18 protein-coding genes are annotated in these 24,081 nt (G+C 67.4%); 13 read left to right on the forward strand and 5 right to left on the reverse strand.

The window, feature by feature from the left end; translation table 11 throughout:
* Window positions 1–12: 12 nt before the first annotated feature.
* The 3 genes from asnB to msrA all read right to left on the reverse strand — a co-directional run bounded on the left by asnB (window position 13) and on the right by msrA (window position 4,778).
* Window positions 13–1,965, reverse strand: a complete 1,953-nt coding sequence (asnB, locus tag H8S61_RS13380) for an asparagine synthase (glutamine-hydrolyzing) (RefSeq protein WP_186939322.1) — start codon at window positions 1,963–1,965, stop codon at window positions 13–15.
* 164 nt (window positions 1,966–2,129) lie between these two features.
* Complete coding sequence (locus H8S61_RS13385) at window positions 2,130–3,944, reverse strand: amidohydrolase (protein WP_186939323.1); 1,815 nt, start codon at window positions 3,942–3,944, stop codon at window positions 2,130–2,132.
* Window positions 3,945–4,124: 180 nt separating this feature from the next.
* Window positions 4,125–4,778: a peptide-methionine (S)-S-oxide reductase MsrA gene (msrA, locus tag H8S61_RS13390; RefSeq protein WP_436231608.1), complete on the reverse strand. Its 654-nt coding sequence runs from the start codon at window positions 4,776–4,778 to the stop codon at window positions 4,125–4,127.
* Window positions 4,779–5,131: 353 nt separating this feature from the next.
* On the opposite strand from msrA, the gene H8S61_RS13395 reads away from it, so the two are divergent.
* The 6 genes from H8S61_RS13395 to ychF all read left to right on the forward strand — a co-directional run bounded on the left by H8S61_RS13395 (window position 5,132) and on the right by ychF (window position 12,214).
* The gene (locus tag H8S61_RS13395; protein WP_186939324.1) at window positions 5,132–6,124 is read left to right on the forward strand and encodes a helix-turn-helix transcriptional regulator; all 993 of its coding nucleotides are present in this window, start codon (window positions 5,132–5,134) and stop codon (window positions 6,122–6,124) included.
* Between the two features lie 199 nt (window positions 6,125–6,323).
* Window positions 6,324–6,947: an MptD family putative ECF transporter S component gene (locus H8S61_RS13400; RefSeq protein ID WP_186939325.1), complete on the forward strand. Its 624-nt coding sequence runs from the start codon at window positions 6,324–6,326 to the stop codon at window positions 6,945–6,947.
* 2 nt (window positions 6,948–6,949) lie between these two features.
* Window positions 6,950–7,819 (forward strand): energy-coupling factor transporter transmembrane component T family protein, encoded by an 870-nt coding sequence (locus tag H8S61_RS13405; RefSeq protein ID WP_186939326.1) that lies wholly within the window; start codon window positions 6,950–6,952, stop codon window positions 7,817–7,819.
* Window positions 7,816–9,351, forward strand: coding sequence for an ABC transporter ATP-binding protein (locus H8S61_RS13410; protein ID WP_186939327.1), 1,536 nt, complete (start codon window positions 7,816–7,818; stop codon window positions 9,349–9,351). The genes H8S61_RS13405 and H8S61_RS13410 overlap by 4 nt, the downstream gene beginning before the upstream one ends.
* Before the next feature lie 276 nt (window positions 9,352–9,627).
* Window positions 9,628–11,010 carry a sodium-dependent transporter gene (locus tag H8S61_RS13415; protein ID WP_160943112.1) on the forward strand — a complete coding sequence of 461 codons (1,383 nt, stop codon included), beginning with the start codon at window positions 9,628–9,630 and terminating at the stop codon, window positions 11,008–11,010.
* Between the two features lie 139 nt (window positions 11,011–11,149).
* The gene (gene ychF / locus H8S61_RS13420) at window positions 11,150–12,214 is read left to right on the forward strand and encodes a redox-regulated ATPase YchF (RefSeq protein ID WP_160943102.1); all 1,065 of its coding nucleotides are present in this window, start codon (window positions 11,150–11,152) and stop codon (window positions 12,212–12,214) included.
* Between the two features lie 67 nt (window positions 12,215–12,281).
* Here ychF and H8S61_RS13425 read toward each other — a convergent pair whose 3' ends face one another.
* Window positions 12,282–14,120, reverse strand: coding sequence for an oleate hydratase (locus tag H8S61_RS13425; RefSeq protein WP_160943101.1), 1,839 nt, complete (start codon window positions 14,118–14,120; stop codon window positions 12,282–12,284).
* A 252-nt stretch (window positions 14,121–14,372) separates the two neighbouring features.
* Here H8S61_RS13425 and H8S61_RS13430 point away from each other — a divergent pair, with 252 nt between their 5' ends.
* The 5 genes from H8S61_RS13430 (at window position 14,373) to H8S61_RS13450 (ending at window position 18,798) form a co-directional block, all read left to right on the forward strand.
* Entirely contained in the window at window positions 14,373–15,758 is a 1,386-nt protein-coding gene (locus H8S61_RS13430) for a hypothetical protein (RefSeq protein ID WP_186939328.1), read from the forward strand.
* A 201-nt stretch (window positions 15,759–15,959) separates the two neighbouring features.
* Entirely contained in the window at window positions 15,960–16,451 is a 492-nt protein-coding gene (locus H8S61_RS13435) for a hypothetical protein (protein WP_186939329.1), read from the forward strand.
* A 30-nt stretch (window positions 16,452–16,481) separates the two neighbouring features.
* Complete coding sequence (locus H8S61_RS13440; RefSeq protein WP_186939330.1) at window positions 16,482–17,606, forward strand: aldo/keto reductase; 1,125 nt, start codon at window positions 16,482–16,484, stop codon at window positions 17,604–17,606.
* The gene (gene larE / locus H8S61_RS13445; RefSeq protein WP_186939331.1) at window positions 17,603–18,235 is read left to right on the forward strand and encodes an ATP-dependent sacrificial sulfur transferase LarE; all 633 of its coding nucleotides are present in this window, start codon (window positions 17,603–17,605) and stop codon (window positions 18,233–18,235) included. Before H8S61_RS13440 ends, larE begins: the two co-directional genes overlap by 4 nt.
* Window positions 18,232–18,798: a GNAT family N-acetyltransferase gene (locus tag H8S61_RS13450; protein WP_186939332.1), complete on the forward strand. Its 567-nt coding sequence runs from the start codon at window positions 18,232–18,234 to the stop codon at window positions 18,796–18,798. Before larE ends, H8S61_RS13450 begins: the two co-directional genes overlap by 4 nt.
* Here the strand turns inward: H8S61_RS13450 and H8S61_RS13455 are convergent.
* Entirely contained in the window at window positions 18,782–19,669 is an 888-nt protein-coding gene (locus tag H8S61_RS13455; protein ID WP_160943095.1) for a proline iminopeptidase-family hydrolase, read from the reverse strand. The genes H8S61_RS13450 and H8S61_RS13455 overlap by 17 nt on opposite strands.
* Window positions 19,670–19,826: 157 nt before the next feature.
* Here H8S61_RS13455 and H8S61_RS13460 point away from each other — a divergent pair, with 157 nt between their 5' ends.
* On the forward strand, window positions 19,827–21,149 hold the full coding sequence (locus tag H8S61_RS13460) for an amidohydrolase family protein (RefSeq protein ID WP_186939333.1): 1,323 nt from the start codon (window positions 19,827–19,829) through the stop codon (window positions 21,147–21,149).
* Window positions 21,150–22,027: 878 nt separating this feature from the next.
* Complete coding sequence (gene recQ / locus H8S61_RS13465; protein WP_186939334.1) at window positions 22,028–23,935, forward strand: DNA helicase RecQ; 1,908 nt, start codon at window positions 22,028–22,030, stop codon at window positions 23,933–23,935.
* The last annotated feature ends 146 nt before the right edge of the window (window positions 23,936–24,081 follow it).

Here is a 24,081-nt window from a genome sequence, read left to right on the forward strand (position 1 = left end):
GGGGGCCCTTCGCTACGCTGCGGGTTTTTCGGGGACGGTGCGGTCGACGAAGTAGATGCGGTACCACATGAGGAACATGTAGACGATCCAGATCTTGCGGGTGTTGTCGGCGGCGCCGCTCTTGTGGTCGTCGAGCAGCTTCACCAGCTCGTCCACGTTGAAGAACCGCTGCGCCTCGGGGCCGGTGAACCACTCCTTGATCTGGGCGTAGTAGCGATCCTGACGCAGCCAGCCCACCACGGGCACGGGGAAGCCCAGCTTCTCCTTCTGCGCCCAGTCCTTCGGGATGGCGCGCTCGGCGGCCTCGCGCAGGGCGATCTTCGTCTGCTCGTCGTCGGCTTTGAGCGGGGTGGGGATGGTGCGCGAGACGTTGAACACCTCTTTGTCGAGGAACGGCACGCGGCTTTCCAGCGAATGGGCCATCGACATCTTGTCGGTCTTCAGCAGGATGTCGCCCACGAGCCAGAAGAACAGGTCGGCGTACTGCATGCGCGTCGTCTCGTCGAGGCCGGCTACCTCGGCGTACACGGGCGCGGTCAGCTCCTGCGGGGTGCACGCCTCCACGGGGCGACGCAGCAGCCGCGCGCGCTCGCCGGGCGAGAACGCCACGCCGTTCGCGTTCGTGTAGTACCAGTCCTCCACCGTCTCAGAGGCGCGTTCCAGGTAGTTCGCGCCGCGCACGCCCAGGCCGCGCGCCATCTTCGACGCGCCGCGCAGCAGGCCCTTCGGCGCCCAGGACAGCTTCGCGTTGGCGAAGGGCGTCTGGTAGATGCGGTAGCCGCCGAAGAACTCGTCGGCGCCCTCGCCGGACAGCACGGCCTTCACCTTCTTGGCGGCCTCCTGGTCGACGAAGTACAGCGCCACGGCGCTCGGGTCGGCGGACGGCTCGTCCATGTGCCACTGCACGCGGGGCAGGCTCGCCCAGTACTCCTCCTCGCCGATGTGCTTGGAGTTGTTCTCGATGCGCAGCTCGTCGGCCAGCTCGCGCGCCCAGGTGATCTCGTCGCGCTCGCCCTCGTACTCGGCGAAGCCCACGGTGAACGTCTTGATGTCGGGGTTCTCCTTCGCCAGGCACGCGGCCATGTAGCTGGAGTCGATGCCCGAGGACAAGAACGAGCCCACCTCCACGTCGGCCACGTTGTGGTAGCGCACGCTCTCGCGCATGGCGGCGTCGATGGCCTCCACGGTGTCCTCGCGGCTGCGGCTCTCGTCGAAGTCGTAGGTGGGGCGCCAGTAGCGCTCGGTCTCGATGCTGCCGTCGGCGCGCACGGTCATGCAGTGCGCGGGCTCCAGCTTGTAGATGCCCTTGAAGAACGTCTCGGGCAGCGCCGAGAACTGGAAGCACAGGTACTGCTCGAGGGCCTCCTCGTTGAGCTCGCGCTCGTAGGCGGGATGCTCGAGGATACACTTGATCTCGGAGGCGAAGATGAACTGCGGGCCGGCCTCGCCGTTCTGCACGGTGTAGTAGAACGGCTTGATGCCGAAGAAGTCGCGCGCGCAGAACAGCTCGCGGTTCTGCTTGTCCCAGATGGCGAACGCGAACATGCCGCGCACCTTGTCGAGCAGCAGCTTGCCCCACGCCAGATACGACACGAGCAGCGTCTCGGTGTCGGACTCGGTCTTGAACGTCCAGCCTTCGGCGGCCAGCTCGGCGCGCAGGTCGCGGTAGTTGTAGATCTCGCCGTTGAACACGATGGCGTAGTCGCCGACGGTGAACGACCCGGGTGCGGACCCCTCGACGGCGGGGGAGGTGACGACGGAGTCATGCGCGCCCGTGGCGCGCACCATGGGCTGGTTGCCGTTCGCGAGGTCGATGAGCGACAGGCGGCGATGCCCCAGCGCCACGCCGTCGGCGAGGTACTGGCCTTCGCCGTCGGGGCCGCGGTGCGCCATGATGTCGCACATCGCCTTCAAAGCGGGCAGATCGGCTTCGGTCGCCCCGGTGAATCCGCAGATACCGCACATGGATGGTTCTCCTTCTCGTTTGGTCTGCGCACCATGATAGCCTAATCGGCGCATAAGCCCCAAGTGCCGCGCCCGCCCCCTCGCCAAAACCGCAGATTTGGAGGGCGCGGTCGCAGGGTGCGGGCGCAGGCGCGGGCGCGGAAGGAGCAGGAGAGGGCGCGCGCCTACTGCTCGGCTGTTGCGGCGTCGTAGACGCGCTCGCCGCGGAGGTAGGTTTGGAGCACCTTCGTGTTCTTGATGTCGAGCGGCTTCGCGTCGAGGACGTTCTGGTCCACCACGATGAAGTCGGCCGCCTTGCCCTCCTCGAGGCTGCCCGTCTCGCCGTCGAGCGACAGCGCCCAGGCGGCGTCGGCGGTGAAGCTGCGGATCATCCGCTTGATGTCCACGCGCTCCTCGGGCCACAGCAGATAGGCGGGGTCGTCCATGTCGGTGATGTCGGGCACGCCGTAGGGCTCGCCGTCCACGAGGTTGCGCGTCACGCCGAACTGCATTGCGTAGAAGGGGTTGGGGTTCGAGGTCACCGGGAAGTCGGAAGCGGAGACGAGCGTCGCGCCCGCGTCCGCGAACGACTTCATCGGGTACATCTTCTCGGCGCGTTCGCCGAGCGCCGGGCTTTCCTTCGATTCCCAGTACTGCGGCTCCTTGAAGTGCCAGTAGGGGTCGACCACGGCCGTCACCTCAAGCTCGGCGAAGCGCGGGACGTCGTCCTCCTTCACCAGCTGCAGGTGGGTGATGGCGTTGCGCTCGTCGTCGTTCGGCACGTTCTGCTCGGCGTACTCGATGGCGTCGAGCCCCATCGTCACGGCCTCGTCGCCGATGGCGTGGATGTGCGCGAGCAGCCCCGCGCGGTTGATGGTCGCGACGGCCTGGTTGAGCGGCTCCTGCTCCCAGCCGGTCTCGCCGTAGCTGGACGGGTCGTCGGCGTAGGGCTCGGACAGCAGGGCCGACTCGTTGTCCATCACGCCGTCGGCGAATATCTTGCCGGCGATCACCCTGAGCGCGTCGCTGTCGTACTTCTTCTTCAGCTCCTCGAGCTTGGCCAGGTCCTCGTCGGTCTGCCAGCTGGTGACGATGCCCGCGCCGCGCACGCGCATGGTGAGCTCGTCGCGGTCGGCGAGCGCCTGGTAGCCCTCGTAGGGCACGGGGAAGAAGCCGTTGCCGGGCGGCGAGAAGATGGACGTGTAGCCCAGCGAGTTGAGGCCTTGCAGGAACGCGGCCAGCCCGTCGGCCACGTTCTCCTGGTTGAAGGGGTACTTCGAGGTCAGCGACATGGCGGAGTCGGCCAGCGTGCCCCACAGGCTGCCGTCGTCGTTCAGGTAGATCGAGCCGCCGGGGGTGGAGGGCGTGTCGGGCGTGATGCCGAGGTATTCGAACGCCTTCGAGTTCAGCCACGCGCCGTGGCCGTCGAACGAGTACACGAGCAGCGGCTTGTCGGGGCTGATCTCGTCGAGGCGCTCCTTCTTGGGCCCCCGTTCCAGCTCTTCGCCGGGATACTGGCTGGCCATGTAGCCGTAGCCGAGGTACGTGTCCTTCTCGGGGTGCGCGTCGACGTACTCCTTGATGGCGGCCAGCTCCTCGTCGGCGGTCGAGAGGCCGATGAGGCTGAAGTCGAAGAAGTCGGGCGACCCCGAATGGATGTGGCCCTCGATGAGGCCCGGCAGCACGAAGCTGCCCTGGAGATCCACCACGTTCTGCGCGGCGTCCTTGTAGCGCTGCCCGTCGGACGACGAGCCGACGAACACGATCTTGCCATCGCGGACGGCCAGGGCCTCGGCCATGCGGTCCTGGCCGTCGACGGTGTAGATGACGGCGTTCTCGTAGTAGGCGTTCACGGGCTCGTCCGCGTTCGACGCGGCGTTCGGCGCAGCCGCGTCCGTGCCGGCGGTCGAGCAGCCGAACAGGCCGAGCCCGGCCGTGGCGGCGAACACGGTGCTTCCCGCCAGGAACGTGCGGCGGGATAGGTAAGCGGGATGGTTCATGGAGGATCCTCTCTTGTTGACGGCACAACGGATCCTATGATGCGATGCCGCGCTCCCGTGCGCCGCGCGCGGGTTCCGACTGCTAACGAACGGTGCTCGGTGCGCATCCCGCCCGTAACGTGGCGAGCGCCGTGCGTTGATGCGGCGGCTCGTGCCGCGACGGCTGCCGTCGCGCTTGCGTCAGGCGGCCGGGTCGGGGGACCCGCCGCTCTGCGCGAAGGCGCGCAGGCCCGAGAAGTCGACATGGCAGGAGCCGATCGGGTTCTTGTCGAGGTAGTCCTGGTGGTAGTCCTCCGCCTCGTAGAAGGAGGTCAGCGGTTCGAGCTCCACGGCGAGAGGCTGGCCGGCCCGCTCCTCCTCGCGGCCCATCGCCTCGTCGAGCGTCGGGAGGTCGTCGTCATCGACGTAGTAGATGCCGGTGCGGTACTGGCTCCCCGAATCGTTGCCTTGGCGGTTCACGCTGAGCGGGTCGACGAGGCCGAAGTAGTGCTCGACGAGCGTTTGCAGGCTCACGGCGTTGGGATCGTAGCGCACGCGCACCGTCTCGGCGAACCCGGTGGTTCCGCTGCTCACCGTTTCGTAGGAGGGCTGTTCGGCCGTGCCGTTGGCGTAGCCTGCCGTGGTGTCGGCCACGCCGGGAACGAGCGAAAAGTACGCGTCGACGCCCCAGAAGCACCCGCCGGCGAAGTACGCCTCACGCAGGTTGTCGGGATCGACGATGGCCTCCTTGAGCGGCAGGGCCTTGGCCTCGGCGTACGAGAGATCGTCGCCGAGGTTGGCGAAGGGGGAGCCTGCGGTTCCGGTGCCCGCCGAGCCGGGGATACACGATGCGATGGTGAAAAAGCGACAATTCCTTCAACCGTCCGGCTGCTCCGGGGCTGCTTCCTGCGGCCTGGGAATCAGAGGCCCCGCATCCCGTCGTCCGTGATTCGACGCGTGGGATTCGAGATCGCGAATGTTTCACGTGAAACATTTGTACGCACGAACGGATGTTTCACGTGAAACATCCGGGTCGGCGTTGCCGGGGTCGTCTCGAGGCGCCGCCGCAGGCTGCGGCCAGGGCGCGGCGGCGAACGTGGCGAACGGCGGCCTCACGGCGCGCAGGTAGCTGGCGGTCAACCGCTTCGATGCGCTATAATAAGTAATCCATAGCTAACAATTGAGGTGGAAGAGGGGTCGGTGCGCCGATGGTGAACAGGGATGGCGACGGCGGTCTCGGGTGCGCCGAGCGCTCGGTCAACGATGCGCGGGCGACCGCTTCTTCCGGCTGCGTGGACGGCTACGCGTTCACCGTGCCCGAGGAGTTGGGGGAGGGGACGATGAGAACCGTGGCCGCGCGCGACGGCGTCTGCGTCTCCGAGCACCGCTACGTGTTCGACCGTTCGCTGCACGGGTCGGGCCCTGCGGATCCGACGAGCGTCGATCTGTACTTCTGCAGGGGGCAGGGCGTTGGCTGGGAACGCTTCGGCGGGGGCGAGGCGCGCTCGTTCGAGCTGGCCGGCGGCGAGGCGCTGGCCACTGCGGCCGCGAAGGGCGTGGAGCGCGTGTGCTATCGCAGGAAGGTGCCCTACGATTTCGTCGCGGTCAAGCTGTCCCGCGCGGCGCTCGACCGCCTGGCGCTCTCGGCGCTCGACGACGCCGATCGTGCCCGGGTGGAGCGCGCCCTGCGCGCGGGGGCCACGGCGCCGTTGACGCCGGCTTCGCTTCTGGCGCTGCACGAGATGACGAACTGCCCGTATTCGGGCCCGCTTGCGCGGATGCACGCCGAAGGCAAGCTGCTGGAGCTGCTGGCCGCGCTGCTTGCCGAGTCGGTGCTCGACCGCCCGACGCCTTCCGCGCGTCTCTCGCGCACCGATCGCGCCGCCGTGGAGCAGGCGCGGCGCATTCTCGACGCCCGTCTGGCGGACCCGCCCACCTACCCCGAGCTTGCGCGGGAGGTGCTGGTCAGCGAAACGAAGCTGTCGCGCGGCTTCAAGGAGGCGTTCGGCATGTCCCTGCACGCCTACGTGGTGGAGCGCCGCCTGGAGACGGCGCGCTTGCTGTTGGCCGGAGGGGAGTCGACGGTGTCCGAGGCCGCCTGTGCGGTGGGCTACGGCAACCTGGGCCACTTCTCGGCGGCGTTCCGCAAGCGCTACGGCGTGCTTCCGAGCGCCCTCGCGCGGTCGGCGGGGCGCCGCTGAGGCGCGGGCGCGCGGCGAGTCGTTGGGGCGGCAAGGGACGCGGCCGCGGCCGCACGGGGCCGCATCGACCGCGTCGCGCGCCCGATGCGGCCGATCGACCGGATTCGAGCGAAATCCCACCGGATTATGGCAGCAGTAACCTTCGGCTAACTTTTTAATGGGAACCTACGAGGTTTCGCATCGAATCGAGGAGGTTTCCATGGGCTCAACCCCATCGTCCGCTGCCGCGGACGGCAAGCTCACCGTGAAGGATCTGGTGCTCGTCGGCGTGCTGGGAGCGGTGGCGTTCGCCATCTGCCTGGTCATCAGCATGCTGTGCGGCATGTCGCCGGTCACGAACGCGTTCTATCCCATCATCGTGGCCATCCCCAACGGCATCGTGTACATGCTCATGCTGGCGAAGGTGCCCAAGCGCGGCGTGTTCACCGTGTCGGCCGTCGTGTACGGCCTGCTGCTGCTCCTGGTGGGCTGCTTCTGGTTCATACCGCTGTGCATGGTGATCGCCGCTGCGGTGGCCGACTTCGCCATCCTGGGAAGCCGTCCGCGCGACGCTCGGCGCATGGTGGCGGGCTACGCGCTCACGGTGGCCGGTCAGGCGTTCGGATACAGCGGTTCCATCGTGCTTTTGCGCGACATGTTCAACGAGGTCATGATCAAGAACGGCATTCCCGACGCGTACCGCGACACGCTGAACGCCGTCATCTCCGACCCCATGCTGCTGGTGACGGTGGCGCTCGCCTTCGGCGTGGCGCTGCTCGGCGGCCTGCTGGGACGCAGGGTCCTCAAGAAGCACTTCGTCCGCGCCGGCTTGGTGGGCGCGTAGCCGTGTCGGACGCGGCGGAGGCGCTCTGCGCGGCGCCGGGAGGCGTTGGGGAGGCTGCCCCGCGCAGCGCGGCGGCTCCCGCGGGCAATGCCGTCCCGCGCGTCGACGAGGTCAGGGCGCGCCTCGACCGGCCGCCTCGGGGGACGGCCTCGCTGGATCCGCGCGTCAAGCTGGCGCTGGTGGTGGGAACGAGCACGCTGTGCCTCGTCTCCGGCGGCGAGGTGACCGTGCTCGCGCTGCTGGCGGCCGCGGCCGTGCTGGCGTCGACGGGCAGCGGCGCGCGCATGGCGGTCCGGTTCGTCGCGGGTTACCTCGCGCTGAACGCGGTCATCGCCCTCACCGGGCTGCTCCACGTGCCGGGGCTGTCGGCCATCGTGGTGGTGCTGGGCTTCACGCTGCTCAAGTTCGTGCCCGTGTTCCTGCTGGCGTGCTGGTTCGTCGGCTCCACGCGCACCGGCGAGCTGATCGCGGCGCTCGAGCGCATGCGCGCCCCGCGCGCCGTCACCATCCCGCTTGCGGTGACCATGCGCTACCTGCCCACGCTGGGCCTGGAGTTCGGCCGCATCCGCGACACGATGCGCATGCGCGGCATCGACTGCTCCGTGGCGGGCATCGTGCGCCGTCCCGTCGCGCTGCTGGAGTACGTCATGGTGCCGCTGCTCATGCGCTGCGTGAAGGTGGCCGACGAGCTGGCCGCGGCGGCCGTGTCGCGCGGGATCGAGCACGAAGGGGTTAGAAGCTGCGTGCGCGACGTGCGTCTGCGGGCGCGCGACGGGGTGGCCATCGCTCTGTTCTCCCTGTTCGCGGTGGCCATCGTGGCAATCGACCAGAGCGCTTTGGGCAATGTGGCGGTGTGGGAGGTCCGCATATGATCGACATCCGCAACGTGGAGTTCCGCTACGCATCGGCGGCCGAGCCCAGCCTGCGCGGGTTCGACCTGGCGGTCGCTCCGGGCGAGTTCGTGGTGCTGTGCGGCCGGTCGGGCTGCGGCAAGACCACGGCAACGCGCCTTGTGAACGGGCTGGCGCCCCGGTTCTTCGAAGGGGAGCTGGTGGGCGAGGTGCGCCTCGACGGGCGCGATACGGCCGCGTTGAGCGCCGACGAGATCGTCGCGCGCGTGGGCAGCGTGTTCCAGGATCCCCGCAGCCAGTTCTTCACGACCGACGCCACGTCGGAGGTGGCGTTCACCTGCGAGAACCTGGGCATGCCTCGCGAGGAGCTGCTGGATCGCGTGGCGCGCACCGCCTGCGAGCTGGACGTGGCCGGCTTGCTGGACCGCAGCATCTTCGGGCTGTCCAGCGGCGAGAAGCAGCGGGTGGCCCTGGCTTCCGCCCGCGCTTTCCGCCCGCGCCTCTACGTGCTGGACGAGCCCTCGGCCAACCTCGATCCCGAAGCGGCTGCCCAGTTGGCGCGCTTGCTGGGCCGGTTGAAGGAGCGGGGGGCCACCGTGCTGGTTTCGGAGCATCGGCTGAGCTACCTGCGCGATCTGGCGGATCGCGTCGTGGTGATGGAGCAGGGCAGGGCCTCCCTCGAGCTGTCGGGCGACGAGCTGCGCTCCTTGGGCGACGAGGATGCCGCGCGCCTGGGCCTGCGCAGCGTGTATCCCGAGCGGGCGGCGGCCGCGGGCGGGCGCAAGGGGCGCGTGGAAGACGGGTCGGCGGGTGACGGCGGCGACGCGCCGCTGATCGAGGCTGCGGGCGTGGCGTTCTCGTACCGTCGCGGCGCGCCCGTGCTGCGCGGCGTGGACTTCGCGGCGCGCGCGGGCGAGGTGGTGGCCATCGTCGGGCGCAACGGGGCGGGCAAGAGCACGCTCGCCAGCGTGCTGTGCGGCCTGCGCAAGCCCGGCGCGGGCACGGTGCGCGTGGGCGGCGCGGCGCGGAGCGCCCGCAAGCTGCGCGCTCTCTCGAGCTTCGTCATGCAGGACGCCGACTACCAGCTGTTCGCCGAGAGCGTGGCCGACGAGCTGCGCCTCGGCGCCGAGGACGTGGCCGATGCGGACGCCCGCGCCGCGGAGGCCCTGGAGCGCCTGGGCCTTGCGGGGCTCGGCCAGCGCCATCCCGCCTCGCTTTCGGGCGGGCAGAAGCAGCGCGTCACCATCGGCGCGGCGCTCGTGCGCGGCTCACAGCTCGTGTTCTTCGACGAGCCCACGAGCGGCCTGGACGGCCAGAGCATGCGCCGGGTGGCCGCGACCGTGCGCGACCTGGCGTCCGGGGGCCGCGCCGTGTTCGTGGTCACGCACGACTTCGAGCTCGCGTGCGCCTGCTGCACCCGCGTGCTCCACGTGGAGGACGGCCGCATCGCGTGCGACCTGCCCGTAAGCGACGAGAACCTCCCTCGGATGAGAAGCCTGTTCGGGATGGAGGCTCGCGCGGGCGCCGCGCCGGGCGGATGCCGTGCCGGCTGACGGCGGCGGCGCGCCTCGGCGCGTTCGGCCCCTCCCCCTGGCGCACGTCGCCGGCGTCCCGGCGGCGGAATCGGCCCCGCCGGTCGCGCCGCGGTTCTCAAAACGGCCCCTTCGGCAAAACATTGTTGGCGATCTGCCATTTCCCGGTATAATGTGCCCTTGGATCGCGGCGCAGGTGCACAACGTGGACGAGGCGCCCGCATCCGGCCCTGCGCGGACGCGTTCCGCGGGCGGGGCGTTCGGGGAATACCAGCAGTACGACAACGGAGGAATCGAATGGCTTCAACACACGCGCACACGCGCTCGGCGTGGTCGGGCAAGTGGGCGTTCATCCTTGCCGCGGCGGCGTCGGCCGTGGGCCTGGGGAACATGTGGCGCTTTCCCTACCTCGCCGCCAAGTACGGTGGCGGCACGTTCTTGATCACCTACCTGGTGCTCGTGTTCACCTTCGGCGTGTCCTTGCTGTTGCTGGAGACGGCGCTCGGCCGCAAGACGGGGCAATCGGCCATCGGCGCGTTCAAGCAGTTCGGCAAGAAGTACGCCTTCATCGGCATCCTGGCGTCCACCGTGCCCTTCATCATCACGCCGTACTACTGCATCATCGGCGGCTGGGTGACGAAGTACGCGGCGGCCTACCTGATCAACGGCCCCGAGGCGCTGGCCGACGGCGGCGACTTCTTCACGGGCTTCATCACCAGCAACACCGAGAGCTTCCTGTGGATGCTCCTGTTCATGGCCATCGTGTTCATCGTGGTGTCGCTGGGCGTGAAAGGCGGCATCGAGAAGGCGAACCTCGTCATGATGCCGGCGCTCATCGTCATGGCCGTGGGCATCGCGGTGTACACGCTCACCATGCCGGGCGCCATCGACGGCGCGCTGTACTACCTCATGCCCGACTTCAGCAAGTTCTCGCCGGAGCTGGTCATCGGCGCGCTCGGGCAGATGTTCTACAGTTTATCGCTGGCCATGGGCATCATGATCACGTACGGCTCCTACCTCGACAAGAAGTCGAGCCTCACGCAGAGCGTGGCGCGCATCGGCGGCTTCGACATCGGCGTGTCGTTCCTCGCCGGCCTCATGATCGTGCCGGCCGCGTTCGTGGCCATGGGCTCGGGCGAGGCCGTGGCGGCGAACTCCGGCCCGTCGCTCATGTTCGTCATCCTGCCCGGCGTGTTCGCCGACATGGGCGGGGCGGCTACCGTCGTGGGCTTCCTGTTCTTCCTGCTCGTGCTGTTCGCCGCGCTGACCAGTGCCATCTCGCTCACCGAGACGTGCACGTCCATCATCCAGGACGGTGCGGGCTGGTCGCGCAAGAAGGCGCTGTGCACGGTCATCGGCGTGGTCGTGGTGGCCGGCATCATCGTGAACCTGGGTTACAACGGCCTGTCGTTCATCGAGCCGCTCGGCGCGGGCACGACGCTGCTCGACTTCTTCGACTTCATCTCGAACTCGGTGATCATGCCCATCGTGGCGCTGCTCACCTGCGTCTTCGTCGGCTGGATCATCAAGCCGAAGGCCATCGTGGACGAGGTGAAGATCTCAAGCGAGTTCAAGGTGGAGAAGGTCTGGACCGTCATCATCAAGTACATCGCGCCGGTGCTCGTGGTGGTCATCCTCGTGGCGTTCGTCGCCCAGACGTTCGGCCTCGTGAGCTTCTAGCGCGCCGCTCGCATAGAGCATCGACCGGAACGCCCCGCACCGCGGGGCGTTCCGCGTTTTCACGTGCATCGGGTCGGCGTTTCGCTCGCAGTTTGCTATCATGGGGCGATACGTTTGCATCGCTTGAGAAGGAAGTTCCATGTCGCTATCCATCGGTATCGTCGGCCTGCCGAACGTCGGCAAGTCCACGCTGTTCACGGCCCTCACGAACAAGGGCGGCCTCGCGGCCAACTACCCGTTCGCCACCATCGAGCCCAACGTGGGCGTCGTGCCCGTGCCCGATGCGCGGCTCGACCGTCTGGCCGAGATCGACCATCCCGCGCGCATCGTGCCGGCCACCGTCGAGTTCGTGGACATCGCGGGCCTCGTCGCGGGCGCCAGCCAGGGCGAGGGCCTCGGCAACCAGTTCCTCGCGAACATCCGCGAGACGGACGCCATCTGCGAGGTCGTGCGCTTCTTCGGCGATCCCGACGTGGTGCACGTCTCCGGCAAGGTGGACCCGCAAAGCGACGTGGAAACCATCAAGACCGAGCTGATCTTGGCCGACATGGGCACGCTGGAGAAGGCGCTGCCGCGTCTGGAGAAGGAAGCCAAGCGCGACAAGGCGGGCGCGGCGAAGGTGGCCGCGGCCAAGAAGGTGTACGAGGGGCTGAACGAGGGGCATCGCGCCCGCACGCTCGACCTCTCGGACGACGAGCGCGCGGCGCTGTACGACCTGCACCTGCTGACGATGAAGCCGATGCTCTACATCGCCAACGTCGACGAGGACCAGATGACGGCCGACCTGCCCGAGATCGACGGCTGCGCGCCGGTGCCCATCAGCGCGAAGGTGGAAGCCGACCTCGCCGAGCTCGATCCGGCCGAGGCGAAGGAGTACCTCGAGGCCATGGGGCTCGAGGAAGGCGGCCTCGCGCGCCTCATCCGGGAGGCGTACCACCTGCTGGGGCTGCAGTCGTACTTCACGAGCGGCGAGACCGAGACGCGCGCCTGGACCGTGCCCATCGGCGCGAAGGCGCCGCAGGCGGCCGGCGTCATCCACTCGGACTTCGAGCGCGGCTTCATCAAGGCCGAGACGGCGGCCTTCGCCGACTACTCCGAGTTGAACGGCGAGAAGGGCTGCCGCGACGCCGGCAAGCTGCGCCAGGAGGGCAAGGAGTACGTCGTCCAAGACGGCGACGTGATGCACTTCAAGTTCAACGTGTAGGGCTTGCCGGTGTCGCTCACGCAACGAACCCCCTTTGAACAGGGGGTTCGTTGCGTTGCAGGTGTGTTTAGTGCATGCCGGGATATACGGCTCCGGTGGCGGGCGCGGGCGCGTCGTCGTCGCGATCGGGCGGGATCACGCCGAACTCGACCAGCAGCCCGTAGAGGTCGGTGCCCTTGATCTTCTCGATCCCCTCGTGCAGGGCCAGTTTCTCGAGGGGGTTCATCTCCATGTCGGTGATGGGCTTGCCGTCCCTGATGAGCGTGGTGGCGTTCAGCAGGTCGCGGATGTCGAACGCGCTGCCCCACACTTCGGGCACGCCGCGGTCGACGCCGCACAGCGTGTAGACCGCCTCCATGCCGGTGCGCATGGAGTATTCCGTAGTGAAGATGGTGTCGCGCGGCGTTTCGGCGAACTGGCCGATGAACGCGAAGTTCACCGCTCCTTCGGGCACGACGTCGGGGCGGTCGCCAGCGGCGCGCGGCATGAAGAACGCCGTGATGTAGGGCATCATGCACGGAACCGTGTTGGCGCTGTTCTCGGCGAGCTCTTCGATCTGCGATTCGGGAACGCCCAGGTGGTACAGCCATTCCATGCAGATTTCCTTGCCGGTGCATTCGCGCAGGGTCTTTTGCACGTAATTGCCGGGCACGTCGGTGAACAGGCCGTATATCCATCCGCACAGCTCGTTGTCGGGCTGGGCGCGGAACTGGGGCTGCCTGTTGAACGTCCAGCTCAAAAGCCAGTTCGAGTCTTTGGCGGTAACGATGCCTCCGGTTACGACGCCGCCTGAGAACGGGTTGCGGCGACAGATCTTCTCGATGTAGGGAACGATTCTCTCATCGAGCGTCGTGACGGTGGCGCTCATCCAATTGGACTTCTCCGGGTCGCCGATGAACTTCTCGGGATGTCCGAATGCCGGATCCTGCCGGGCGATGCGCCGCCACAGGTCGAAGCCGGTTCCCTTTTCCAGCACGGTGTTGAATTGCGCCGGCTCGTCCTGCGAGCCGAAGGACGAGTTGGCCACGCAGCTGCCGTTGGTGATGAACAGAAGGTCGTTGTCGGTGAGGTGGAAGGTTTTGTCCGCCCCCTCGCATATCGTCTGCACCTCGGTGGCTGCTTTGCGCTCCGGGGTGTTGGAGAACGTGACGTCCACGACCTCGGTGTTCAGGTGGATTTGCACGCCCTGGCCTTTCAGGTAGTTCACCATGGGCAAGATGAGGGATTCGAACTGGTTGTACCGGGTGAAGCGCAGCGCGCTGAAGTCGGGCAGGCCGCCGACGTGGTGCACGAAGCGCTGGATGTAGCGCTTCATCTCGAGCGCGCTGTGCCAGTTCTCGAAGCCGAACATGGTGCGCCAGTACAGCCAGAAGTTCGAATCGAGCACGTCGTCGGAGAAATAGTCGGTGATGGCCTTGTCGTCGAGCTGCTCCTCGGGCGTGAAGAACAGGTTCATGATCTCCATGCACGCCTTGTCGGACAGGCCGAACTTGTTGTCGAGATCGGCATCCTCGCCTTGGTTGACCGTCGCGCGGCACAGGGAATAATTGGGGTCGCGCTTGTTCAGCTGGTAGTAGTAATCGAGGATGCTCATGTTCTCGTCCTCGATGGAGGGGATGGATCGGAACAGGTCCCACATCACCTCGAAGTGGTTGTCCATCTCGCGTCCGCCGCGCATGGTGAACCCGATCTGCGGATACTCCCATCCGTCGCAGGCGCCGCCCGGCTCGGCGTCGCGCTCGAACAGGTGCACGCGCGAGCCGTCCATCTGGGCGTCCCTGATCAGGTAGCATGCGGCCGTCAAGCCCGCCAGCCCGGTGCCGACGATGTAGGCCGATTTGTCCTCGATGCCCTCCGGCTTTGCCGGGCGGGCGAACGCTTCGTAGTTTCCGCTGGAATAGTACACGGGTTCTCCAATCTCTCGACGTGGGGGTACGGCCCCATTGTGATGCGGGGCGCCCTCGGGCGTAGAGAACGTACCGAGCTGATGGAGTTTCGTATGAAAGGGGTCATGTGGGGCGACCCTGTTCCAGAACGTCGTTCACTTTTCCTTGACGCGCTCTTGAATCGGGGGTTGCGCTGCAGAATTCCGAAGCGATAGGGTAAACTAATTATGATTTGTGAAAAAAATGCACGTGTCTTTCAGGGAGGATACGGGATGGCTTACAAGGGGACTAGGACGACAACTGGCGTGCTTGCCACCAGGCTTTGCGCTTCGCTGCTCGTCGCTGCGGCTCTGGTGCTGGCAATGAGCGCCTTCGCGTACGCTGCGGACGATGGCGAGCCGACCGGACGAGCGAACGGGAATGCCTCAGTCGCCGAAGGCAACGGCGGGGCTGCGCTTGCGGGTGGAGAGGAGGCATCCGTCTGCACGGTGACCTTCGGCGAGGCTGGATCGATCAAGGTGGCGAAGGGCGGTACCGTTGCTGCGGAGGACATCCCGAATCCCGGCAAAACGGAAGTGGATTACTTTGGGCTGACGGCTGACGCGAACTTTCTAGGCTGGAAGGCGTCCTACTCTTCGGATCTTTCGAAGCGAAGCGTCTACCCGTGGCGCATCGGCCTCTACGATGCTCCGGAAAACGATCCTGACGTATCGAAAAACCTCGAAGGCATCTTCTCCTCTTCGACCGTTGTCGAAGGCGATGTGAACCTTCAGCCCGTATACGCCGTCCCTCTCTACCGAGTCGACGTTTCCATACAGGACAGCACCGGTTCAAGCAGCTCCTACCCGCCGACGAACCTTGCCATTCCGGCAGGAAGGGACTACTCGGTTTCCGACAGCCCTTCGTTCCAGAAATACGCGGAGCAGTATCTCGGGGGCACCGAGGACCGGGTCTTCGAAGGCTACTATCGTCTCAAGGATGGTTCGAGCCTCGGCGAACCGTATGATGTGCAAGCACCCGTCAAGGCCGATGAGAACATATGCGCCGTGTTCAAAGGCTCGAACGCCGATGTCGAGATCCCCGTTGCGGGCGATGCGGGAGTCAGGGCGCAGGGCACTTTGAACGGGTCGAATATTCCCGATGGGGCAACGGTCGCTTTGAGCGCGGCCGAGCTCACCTCGGGCACGGCCTACGATGAGCTTGTCGCGGCAATGGGGTCGGGAGCGTTCGCCGGCGTGTTCGAGGTCAATCTGTCTGCCGACGGTATTGCCCTTCACGAGGGCTTCGGCAGCCTTATGCTGTCCTTCCCGGTCGGCGAAGAGGCTAACGGGCATTGGGTGACCGTGTGGCACCGGCTCAACGACGGACACCTCCTGTCGAACCGCGTTATCGCCAAAGACGGCATGGTCACTATCACGGTGACGAGCCTGTCCGCGTTCGCGCTTGAAGTGGGGGAGCTGGCTGAGGATCCCGCCCCGATCGACCCTGCGGATACAACGCCCGTTGCTTCGGTTAAGCCGGTACCTTCGGCTGCTCCGCTCGCTTCCACCGGTGATCCGCTTTCGGTTTCCGGGGTCGTTATGCTGGGGTTGGCGGTTGTCGTTTGCGCCGGAATCGCCGCCTTCGCTGCGCGCGCCCTTGCCGGCAAGCGGAAGTGATTCGACGAAAGGGTCGTGTTCGTAGGCGGCCTGTAGACGCGCTGCGATGATGAGCAACCAGTCCTCGGGCTGGTTGCTCCTCTTTGGCGGGTGCTGCTGGCTCCTGTCGGGCCCCGCTCCTGCCGCTCCGGTGCGAATGCCTCTATGCTAAACTGGGGAAGCAAACGACGCGTACGAGCTGTGCGGGAAGGGGTTGCGGGCATGGACGACTTTATCGAGGCGTTGACGAGCGGCGGCAGGAGCCCGGAGCTGCCCGAGGAGGACGACTATTTCGGCAAGCTCGTCGGCAGCTGGAAGCTCGACTACGTCGATCGCAACCTGTCGTGCTCGGTCGAGGGCGAGTGGATATTCTCCTGGGCGCTTGAGGGCATGGCGATCCAGGACGTGATCATCCTTCCTTCGCGCGGGACGAGAACCGAGCTCGCGCACCCGCTGGCCGAATACGGCACGTCCCTTCGCGTCTACAACCCCGCCACCCGCGCGTGGGACGTCGCCTACGGCTACACGGGCAAGATCATCAGGCTCGAGGCGAGGAGGCAGGACGGCATGATCGTCCTGACGAACATCGACGACGAGCGACGGAAATGGGTGTTCGTCATCATCGAAGACGACCGTTTCCATTGGCAGAACATCACCGTGCGAGACGATGACGCCTGGCACGTGAACGCGGACATCTACGCCGAGCGCGCATAGGCGCGCATGATCGGGGAACGGGAGGAATCGATGGACGAGATCGGGAAGCTGGGCTTCGGGTTCATGAGGCTGCCCGTCGTCGAGCGCGACGGCGGCAAGGAGATCGACGTCGAGCAGGTCAAGGAGATGGTCGACCTGTTCATGGACGCGGGCTTCACCTACTTCGACACGGCGCGCGGCTACCATAACGGCCGGTCGGAGGCGGCGCTGCGCGAGGCCGTCGTCGAGCGCTACCCGCGCGAATCGTTCCAGGTGGCCACGAAGCTGCCGGCGTGGCTCGCGGAAAACGCCGACCACGCGCGCGCCATGTTCGACAAGTCGCTGCGCGAGACTCAGGCGGGCTACTTCGACAACTTCCTGCTGCACAACCTGGGCGAGGAGCGCACGCGCCTGTTCGACGACTTCGGCCTGTGGGACTTCCTGCACGAGAAGAAGGAAGCTGGGCTCATCCGCAACCTGGGCTTCTCCCTGCACGACAAGGCGGCCGTGCTCGAGGAGGTGCTCGAGGCCCATCCCGAGGTGGATTTCGTGCAGCTGCAGATCAACTACGCCGACTGGGAGAGCGAGACCATCGAATCGCGCAAGTGCTACGAGGTGGCGCGCGCCCACGGGCTGCCCGTCGTGGTGATGGAGCCCATCAAGGGTGGCTCGCTCGTGCATCTGCCGCAGGATGCGGCGGACGTGCTGGGCGCCGTGAACCCGGACGCGTCGCTGCCTTCCTGGGCGCTGCGCTTCGCCGCGTCGCTGCCGGGCGTGCTCACCGTGCTGTCGGGCATGTCCACGCCCGACCAAGTGCGCGAGAACGTGGCCATCATGAACGGCTTCGAGCCGCTGAGCCGGGTGGAGGACGAGGCGCTCGCGCGGGTGCGCGCCATCCTCGACGGGGTGGACACCGTGCCGTGCACCGACTGCCGCTACTGCTTGAAGAACTGCCCGCAGGGCGTGCGCATCCCCGCGGCCCTCGCGTCGCTCAACATCCTGGAGCTGTACCACGACGCGTACCGCGCGCAGGAGAACTACGACTGGAACGCGTCGGGCGGTCCCGCGTCGACGTGCATCGGCTGCGGCGCATGCGAGAGCGTGTGCCCACAGCACATCGAGATCGTGAAGGAGCTCGGGCGCGCCGCCGAGCTGTTCGAGAAGAAGCCCGCATGACGGCGACGGGTCCCGGGCAGGACGTGGGCGTCGAGGCGCTCGACGCGTTTTTCGCGCGCACGCCGCGCTTGGCCGTGGCGTTCTCGGGCGGGTGCGACTCGTCGTTTCTGCTGGCAGCCGCGCTGCGCGCCGGATGCGACGTGAAGGCGTACGGCGTGCGGACGGCATTCCAGCCCGCCTTCGAGATCGACGACGCGCGCCGGCTGGCGCGCGAGCTGGGCGCCAAGTTCGAGCTGATCGACGCCGACGTGCTGGCGCAGGGCGGGATATGCGCGAACGGCCCCGACCGGTGCTACCGGTGCAAGACGTTCATCTTCTCCACCATCCTCGCCCACATGGCGCAGGACGGCTTCGAGGTGCTGGCCGACGGCACGAACGTCACGGACGATCCGGCGAACCGGCCCGGCTTCCAGGCGCTCGCCGAGCTGGGCGTGGTGTCGCCGCTGCGCCGCGCGGGCATGACGAAAGACGCCGTGCGCGCCGCGTCGCGCGAGCTGGCGCTGTTCACGGCCGACAAGCCCAGTTTCTCGTGCGTGGCCGTGCACGTAGGGGCGGGCCGGACGATCACGGCCGAGGCGCTCGCCGAGACGGCCGCGCGCCTCGGCATCGAGGGCGGGAAGCGGCCGTGAGCGCGAGCCGGCCTGTCGGGCGCTTCGTCCTCGAGACCGAGCGGCTGGTTCTGCGCGAGATGGACCAAGGCGACTTCGCCGCCCTCTGCGCCATCCTCCAGGACGAGGAGGCCATGTACGCCTACGAGGGCGCGCTGCCGGACGACGAGGCGCAGGCGTGGCTCGACCGCCAGCTGGAGCGCTACGCGCGCGACGGCTTCGGGCTGTGGGCGGTCGTGCTCAAGGAGACCGGCGCCATGATCGGCCAATGCGGGTTGACCTACCAGGATGCCGACGGCGTGCGCGTCGTGGAAGTGGGCTACCTGTTCCAGCGGGCGTTCTGGCATCGCGGCTTCGCCTGCGAGGCGGCGCGGGCCTGCCGCGACCACGCGTTCGACACCGTGGGCGTCGAACGCGTGTACTCGATCATCCGCGACACGAACCTTCCCTCGCAGCGGGTGGCGCGCCGTCTCGGCATGGAGCCGGAGGGTTCCATCGTCAAGCGCTACCGAGGCGTGGACATGCCGCACCTCGTGTTCTCCGTCGCGCGCGCCGAGCGCGGCGACGCTACTCGAACCGGCTGACGAAGCCCTCGACGGCTTCGAGGCATTCCCGAGGATGCGTGACGTTCGCGATGTGGGGTGCGCCTTGGATGAGCGTCCACTCGCAGCCGGGGATGAGGTCGACGCCCTCCTTGACGACGAGCGGCGTCCCCTCGTCGTCGGTGCCGGACAGCGCCATGCACGGCACCTTGATGCCCTTCACGCCCTCGCGGACGTCCCAATCCTTCATCTTGCCGGTGACCACGAACTCGCTCGCGCCCTGCATGACCTGGTAGCATTCGCCCACGCCGGCGAACGTGTCGTTGATGTAGTCGGGGTAGTCCTTCTCGTAGAGGCCCACCACGTGGCGCTTGTAGTACTCGTCGTAGGCGGCTTTGGCCTCGGGCGTGTCGTAGTCGCCGGTGCGCTCGGCTTCGGCGATGGCGCGCTGCATGTCCTCGGGCAGGTACTTGATCAGGCGGTTCGCCTCGGAGAGCCAGGTGGCGATGCGCACGGGGGAGGAGTTGATGACGAACGAGTTCACGCCGGCGTCGTCCTTCATCATGCAGAGCATGCCCAGCATGCCGCCCCAGGAGTTGCCGAACAGGTGGATGTCGTCCAGCCCGAGCGCTTCGCGCACCGCGTAGAACTCGTCCACCCAGAGATCGTAGGCGTAGAAGTCGTCCTCCTGGTGGGGGATCGCCGATTTGCCGCAGCCGATCTGGTCGTAGAACACGATCTGGCGGCCGTACCGGTCGGCCATGTCGGCGTACGGCAGCAGGTAGTTGTGACAGTCGCCGGGGCCTCCGTGGAGCATGAGCAGGGTTTTCTTGCCCGGCTCGTTTTCGCCGACGATCTTGCAGTAGGTTTTGAAGCCGCGGTAGTCCACGTACTCTTCGCGGATGTTCGCCATGAAAAGCTCCTTCCGATCGGCGGTGGCCGATGCGGGTGCGCCGGCTCCGTTGTCCACGCGATCAGTATGGGCGCACCGGTGCGATTATGCAACGGTGCGCCGCGCGGCGGCGTATACTGTCGAGCAAAGCCGTATCGTTCGCTGAGAGGGAGTTGCCATGTCCGCTTACGTTTTCACGCATGCCACCGTGCTCGACGGCACCGAGCGCATGGAGCCGCAGCCCAACATGACCGTCGTCGTGGACGGGGGCCGCATCGTCCGCGTGGGCCCCGCGTCCACCACGGTGGGGCCGATGGGCGCGCGCGAGATCGACCTCGCCGGCGCGTACCTGGCGCCGGGCTTGGTGAACCTGCATGTGCACCTGTGCGGATCGGGCAAACCGACGAGCGCCGGGGCGGCCGGCGACCTCATCGACAAGGTGGTGGGCAACCCGCTGGGCAGGTGGTACCTGCGCCGCACGCTCAAGGCGCACGCGCAGCAGCAGCTGGCCAGCGGCGCGACCACCGTGCGCTCGGTGGGCGACCCCGGGTTCGCCGACGTGGACGTGCGCGACGCCATCGACGCGGGGAAGTACCCCGGCCCGCGCCTGGTCACGTCGGGCGTGGGCGTCACGGTGCCGGGCGGTCACGGCGCGGGGCTGTTCGCGCACGTCGCGTCCACGCCCGAGGAGGCGCGCGATATCGTGCGCACCTGCTTCGCGCGCAAGTGCGACCTGGTGAAGCTGTTCATCACGGGCGGCGTGTTCGACGCCGAGGTGGAGGGCGAGCCGGGCGTGCTGCGCATGGCGCCCGAGATCGCGCGGGCCGCCTGCGACGAGGCGCGGAAGCTGGGCCTGCGCACCGCCGCGCACATCGAGAGCGCCGAGGGCGTGCGCGTGGGCCTCGAGGCCGGCGTGGACACCATCGAGCACGGCGCCGCGCTGGACGACGAGCTGGTGGCCCTGTTCAAGCGCAACGGCGCCGGGCGCGCCTCGTCGCTGACGTGCACCATCTCGCCGGCATTGCCGTTCGTGGAGCTCGACCCCGAGAAGACGCACTCCACCGAGGTGCAGAAGGTGAACGGCCGCATCGTCTACGAGGGCATCGTGCAGGCTGCGAAGCAGGCGTTGGCGGCGGGGATTCCCGTGGGGATCGGCACCGACTCGTCGTGCCCCTACATCACGCAGTACGATATGTGGCGCGAGGTGGTGTACTTCGAGCGCATCGTGGGCGCCTCGCGCCAGCTGGCGCTGCACACCGCGACGCTCGGCAACGCGCGCATTCTCGGGCTGGGCGACGAGACGGGCTCCATCGAGGTGGGGAAGGCGGCCGACCTCATCGTGCTCGACGCGAACCCGCTGGACAACCTGGAGGCGCTGCGCGACGTTCGCATGGTCATGGCCCGCGGCGTCCTCGACGAGCATCCCCGCGTCAAGCACCTGGCCGAGCTGGACGCCGAGCTGGACGGGTTTTTGCCCCGGGGTGAAGCGGCCGAAGGCTGACGATCAACGCGGCGGGACGAAGGGCAGGCAGGCTCCTCCGCGGTCGATGAGCGTGGCGTCGGCTAGCAGGACGTGGGCCGCCTCGAGCGTGGACGTGCCGGTTGCGCGGCGTAGCTCGAGGCGTCCTCGGCATCGGCGGCGCTGCCGAGGAGCGAGTAGCGCGGCCGGTACGCCGTCTTGGCGTGGCGGTTGTGCAGCGCTGCTATGTCGGGTCGTTTCTCGGGCGCGTTCCCTTTCTGGTCCGAACACGATCATGCGGCGCGTTTTGTCGCGAGATGCGTGAAAAACATGGTACCGGAGGGAGAGGTCGCGGAATTCGTCGCCGATCTCACGCGCATCGTGCGCGAACCGCACGCGGATCTCACGCGAATCTAACGCGGATCCAACGTGCAGCACGCTCGAATCCAGCGCGAATCCCACGCGATACTCACGCGAATCCAACGCGGATTTGATGTGAAAAATACCTTATGAACTGGGAAAACTTTTGCTTCACAGGAAGCGTCCGACGGACTAGAATCATGCTCGTCAGCGGTGTCCGTTTCCGGCGGGTGATGCCTTCGAAAGGAGGTGAAGCCCTATGGATAGTTTCAATCTGATCGCAGGACTTTGTTCCATCGTGTCATGTGCAATGGCCGTTTGCGACTGGTTGCAGCGAAAGCGGAAGGCGTCGAAGCAACAGAAAGGACGGCGGGAGTAGCATTCCCTAACCGTCCCTGAAACGAACCGGCGTCACCCGTCCGGAACTCACAATCCCACGGGCACCGCTGACAACCCGCATTATACACGCTTCCCGTCGGCGCGCAAGACGGGTTCGCAGGAGGATGCGGTATCATGGGAAGCACGAAACGCGGCCGAGAATCGGCGGGGAGGAAGCAGCAGTGACGGATCTATCGCAGGCGCGCCAAGCGCTCAAACAGCACTTCGGTTACGAGGCGTTCCGACCGGGCCAGGAGGGCGTGGTAGAGGCGGTGCTCGCCGGCCGCGACGCGCTGGCGGTCATGCCCACGGGCGCGGGCAAGTCGGTGTGCTACCAGGTGCCCGGTGTGGTCATGGACGGCCTTGCGATCGTGGTGAGCCCGCTCGTGTCGCTCATGGGCGACCAGGTGCGCGCCCTGCTCGACGCGGGCATCCGCGGCGCCTTCCTCAACTCCACGCTCACGCCCGGACAGCAGTCCACGGTGCTGCACCGCGCGCTCGAAGGCCGGTACGACATCATGTACGTCGCACCCGAGCGCCTGGCCGACCCGCGGTTCGTCGAGTTCGCGCAAACGGCGCACATCCCGCTCGTCGCCGTGGACGAGGCGCACTGCGTGTCGCAGTGGGGCCAGGACTTCCGTCCGTCGTACCTGACCGTCGGCGATTTCATCGCGCAGCTGCCCGTGCGGCCCGTCGTGGCGGCGTTCACGGCCACGGCCACCGCGCGCGTCCGCGCCGACATCGTGCGCCTGCTCGACCTGCGCGATCCCTACGAGGTGGTCACCGGGTTCGACCGCCCGAACCTGTACTTCGGCGTGGAGCGCCTCGATCCGAAGCGCAAGATCGCGCGCATCGCGTCCTACGCGCTCGAGCACGCCGACGACAGCGGCATCGTGTACTGCTCCACGCGCAAGGATACCGACAAGGTGCATGCCGCGCTGCTCGAGGCCGGTATCCGCGCCGCGCGCTACCATGCGGGCATGCCGGCGTCCGCGCGCACCGAGAGCCAGCGCGCGTTCATCGCCGACGACGCGCCCGTGATGGTGGCCACCAACGCGTTCGGCATGGGCATCGACAAGTCGAACGTGCGCTACGTGATCCATCACAACATGCCCGGCAGCATCGAGGCGTACTACCAGGAAGCCGGCCGCGCCGGCCGCGATGGCGAGCCTTCCACCTGCCTTCTGTACTGGAGCGACGGCGACGTGTCCACCTGTCGCTTCTTCATCGAGCAGGAGTCGGGCAACGAGGAGCTCTCGACCGAGGAGGCCGACGCCGTGCGCGCGTCGCGTCGCCGCCTGCTGGCGGCCATGACCGGGTACTGCCATACCACGGGCTGCCTGCGCCGCTACATCCTCGACTATTTCGGCGAGGACGCGGGCGCGCCGAGCGCCGTCGGCTCGGAGACGCCCGACGCGGGGTGCGCCAACTGCTCGAACTGCGCGGGCGAGTTCGAGGCGATGGACGTCACCGACACCGCGCTCGCGGCGATGCGCTGCGTGCAGGAGCTGCGCGGGCGCTTCGGCAAGGGCATGGTGGTGGACGTGCTGCGCGGGTCGCAGAACGCGAAGCTGCTCGACATGCACCTCGACGAGGCCGCGTGCTACAACACGGTGAACGCGCCCGCCGCGCAGGTGAAGGAAGTGATCGAGCTGTTGGCGGCGGACGGTTACCTGCTCATCACCGAGGGGTCGTACCCGGTGGTGGGGTTGGGGCCGCGTGCGCGCGAGGCCGCCGAAGAGGGGTTCAGCCTGTCGATGAAGCGCGTACGGCGATTGCCCGAGCGCACCCGCGGCTCGGCGGGCGGCGGCCACGTGTTCGGCTCGTCGGGCGCACCGGCGGGCGATGCCGATCCCGAGCTGTTCGAGCGTCTGCGCACGCTGCGCAAGCGCTTGGCCGACGAGGCGGGCAAGCCTCCCTACATCGTGTTCTCGGATGCGGCGCTGCGCGACATGTGCGCGAAGAAGCCGGCGACCGACGAGGAGTTCCTGGAGGTCAGCGGCGTGGGCGCCACGAAGCTCGCCCGCTACGGGGAGGATTTCCTGTCCGAGATCGCGGAGTACGAAAAGGAGCGCGCGGGGAGGGAGTGAGGCGCGCCCGCACCGTGGCGCGGACGCGGGCTTGCGGGAGGCGGGACATGTCCCGCGCCGATTCGCGACGGCCGCGACGTGCGATCGGCGCGGCGGGGGAGGCTTTGCTCCCGAATCTTCCGCCGCGCCATGAAAGGACGAACCCT

The sequence above is a fragment of the Eggerthella hominis genome (assembly GCF_014287365.1).
Classification (GTDB): Bacteria; Actinomycetota; Coriobacteriia; order Coriobacteriales; family Eggerthellaceae; genus Eggerthella; species Eggerthella guodeyinii.

Excerpts from the sequence above, each read along its gene's own strand:
- H8S61_RS13385 (WP_186939323.1), bottom strand. The coding sequence starts at position 3,944 with ATGAACCATCCCGCTTACCTATCCCGCCGCACGTTCCTGGCGGGAAGC.
- H8S61_RS13440 (WP_186939330.1), top strand. The coding sequence starts at position 16,482 with ATGGACGAGATCGGGAAGCTGGGCTTCGGGTTCATGAGGCTGCCCGTC.
- H8S61_RS13410 (WP_186939327.1), top strand. The coding sequence starts at position 7,816 with ATGATCGACATCCGCAACGTGGAGTTCCGCTACGCATCGGCGGCCGAG.
- H8S61_RS13435 (WP_186939329.1), top strand. The coding sequence starts at position 15,960 with ATGGACGACTTTATCGAGGCGTTGACGAGCGGCGGCAGGAGCCCGGAG.
- asnB (WP_186939322.1), bottom strand. The coding sequence starts at position 1,965 with ATGTGCGGTATCTGCGGATTCACCGGGGCGACCGAAGCCGATCTGCCC.
- H8S61_RS13395 (WP_186939324.1), top strand. The coding sequence starts at position 5,132 with ATGGTGAACAGGGATGGCGACGGCGGTCTCGGGTGCGCCGAGCGCTCG.
- H8S61_RS13455 (WP_160943095.1), bottom strand. The coding sequence starts at position 19,669 with ATGGCGAACATCCGCGAAGAGTACGTGGACTACCGCGGCTTCAAAACC.
- ychF (WP_160943102.1), top strand. The coding sequence starts at position 11,150 with ATGTCGCTATCCATCGGTATCGTCGGCCTGCCGAACGTCGGCAAGTCC.
- H8S61_RS13415 (WP_160943112.1), top strand. The coding sequence starts at position 9,628 with ATGGCTTCAACACACGCGCACACGCGCTCGGCGTGGTCGGGCAAGTGG.
- H8S61_RS13430 (WP_186939328.1), top strand. The coding sequence starts at position 14,373 with ATGGCTTACAAGGGGACTAGGACGACAACTGGCGTGCTTGCCACCAGG.
- H8S61_RS13460 (WP_186939333.1), top strand. The coding sequence starts at position 19,827 with ATGTCCGCTTACGTTTTCACGCATGCCACCGTGCTCGACGGCACCGAG.
- larE (WP_186939331.1), top strand. The coding sequence starts at position 17,603 with ATGACGGCGACGGGTCCCGGGCAGGACGTGGGCGTCGAGGCGCTCGAC.
- H8S61_RS13400 (WP_186939325.1), top strand. The coding sequence starts at position 6,324 with ATGGGCTCAACCCCATCGTCCGCTGCCGCGGACGGCAAGCTCACCGTG.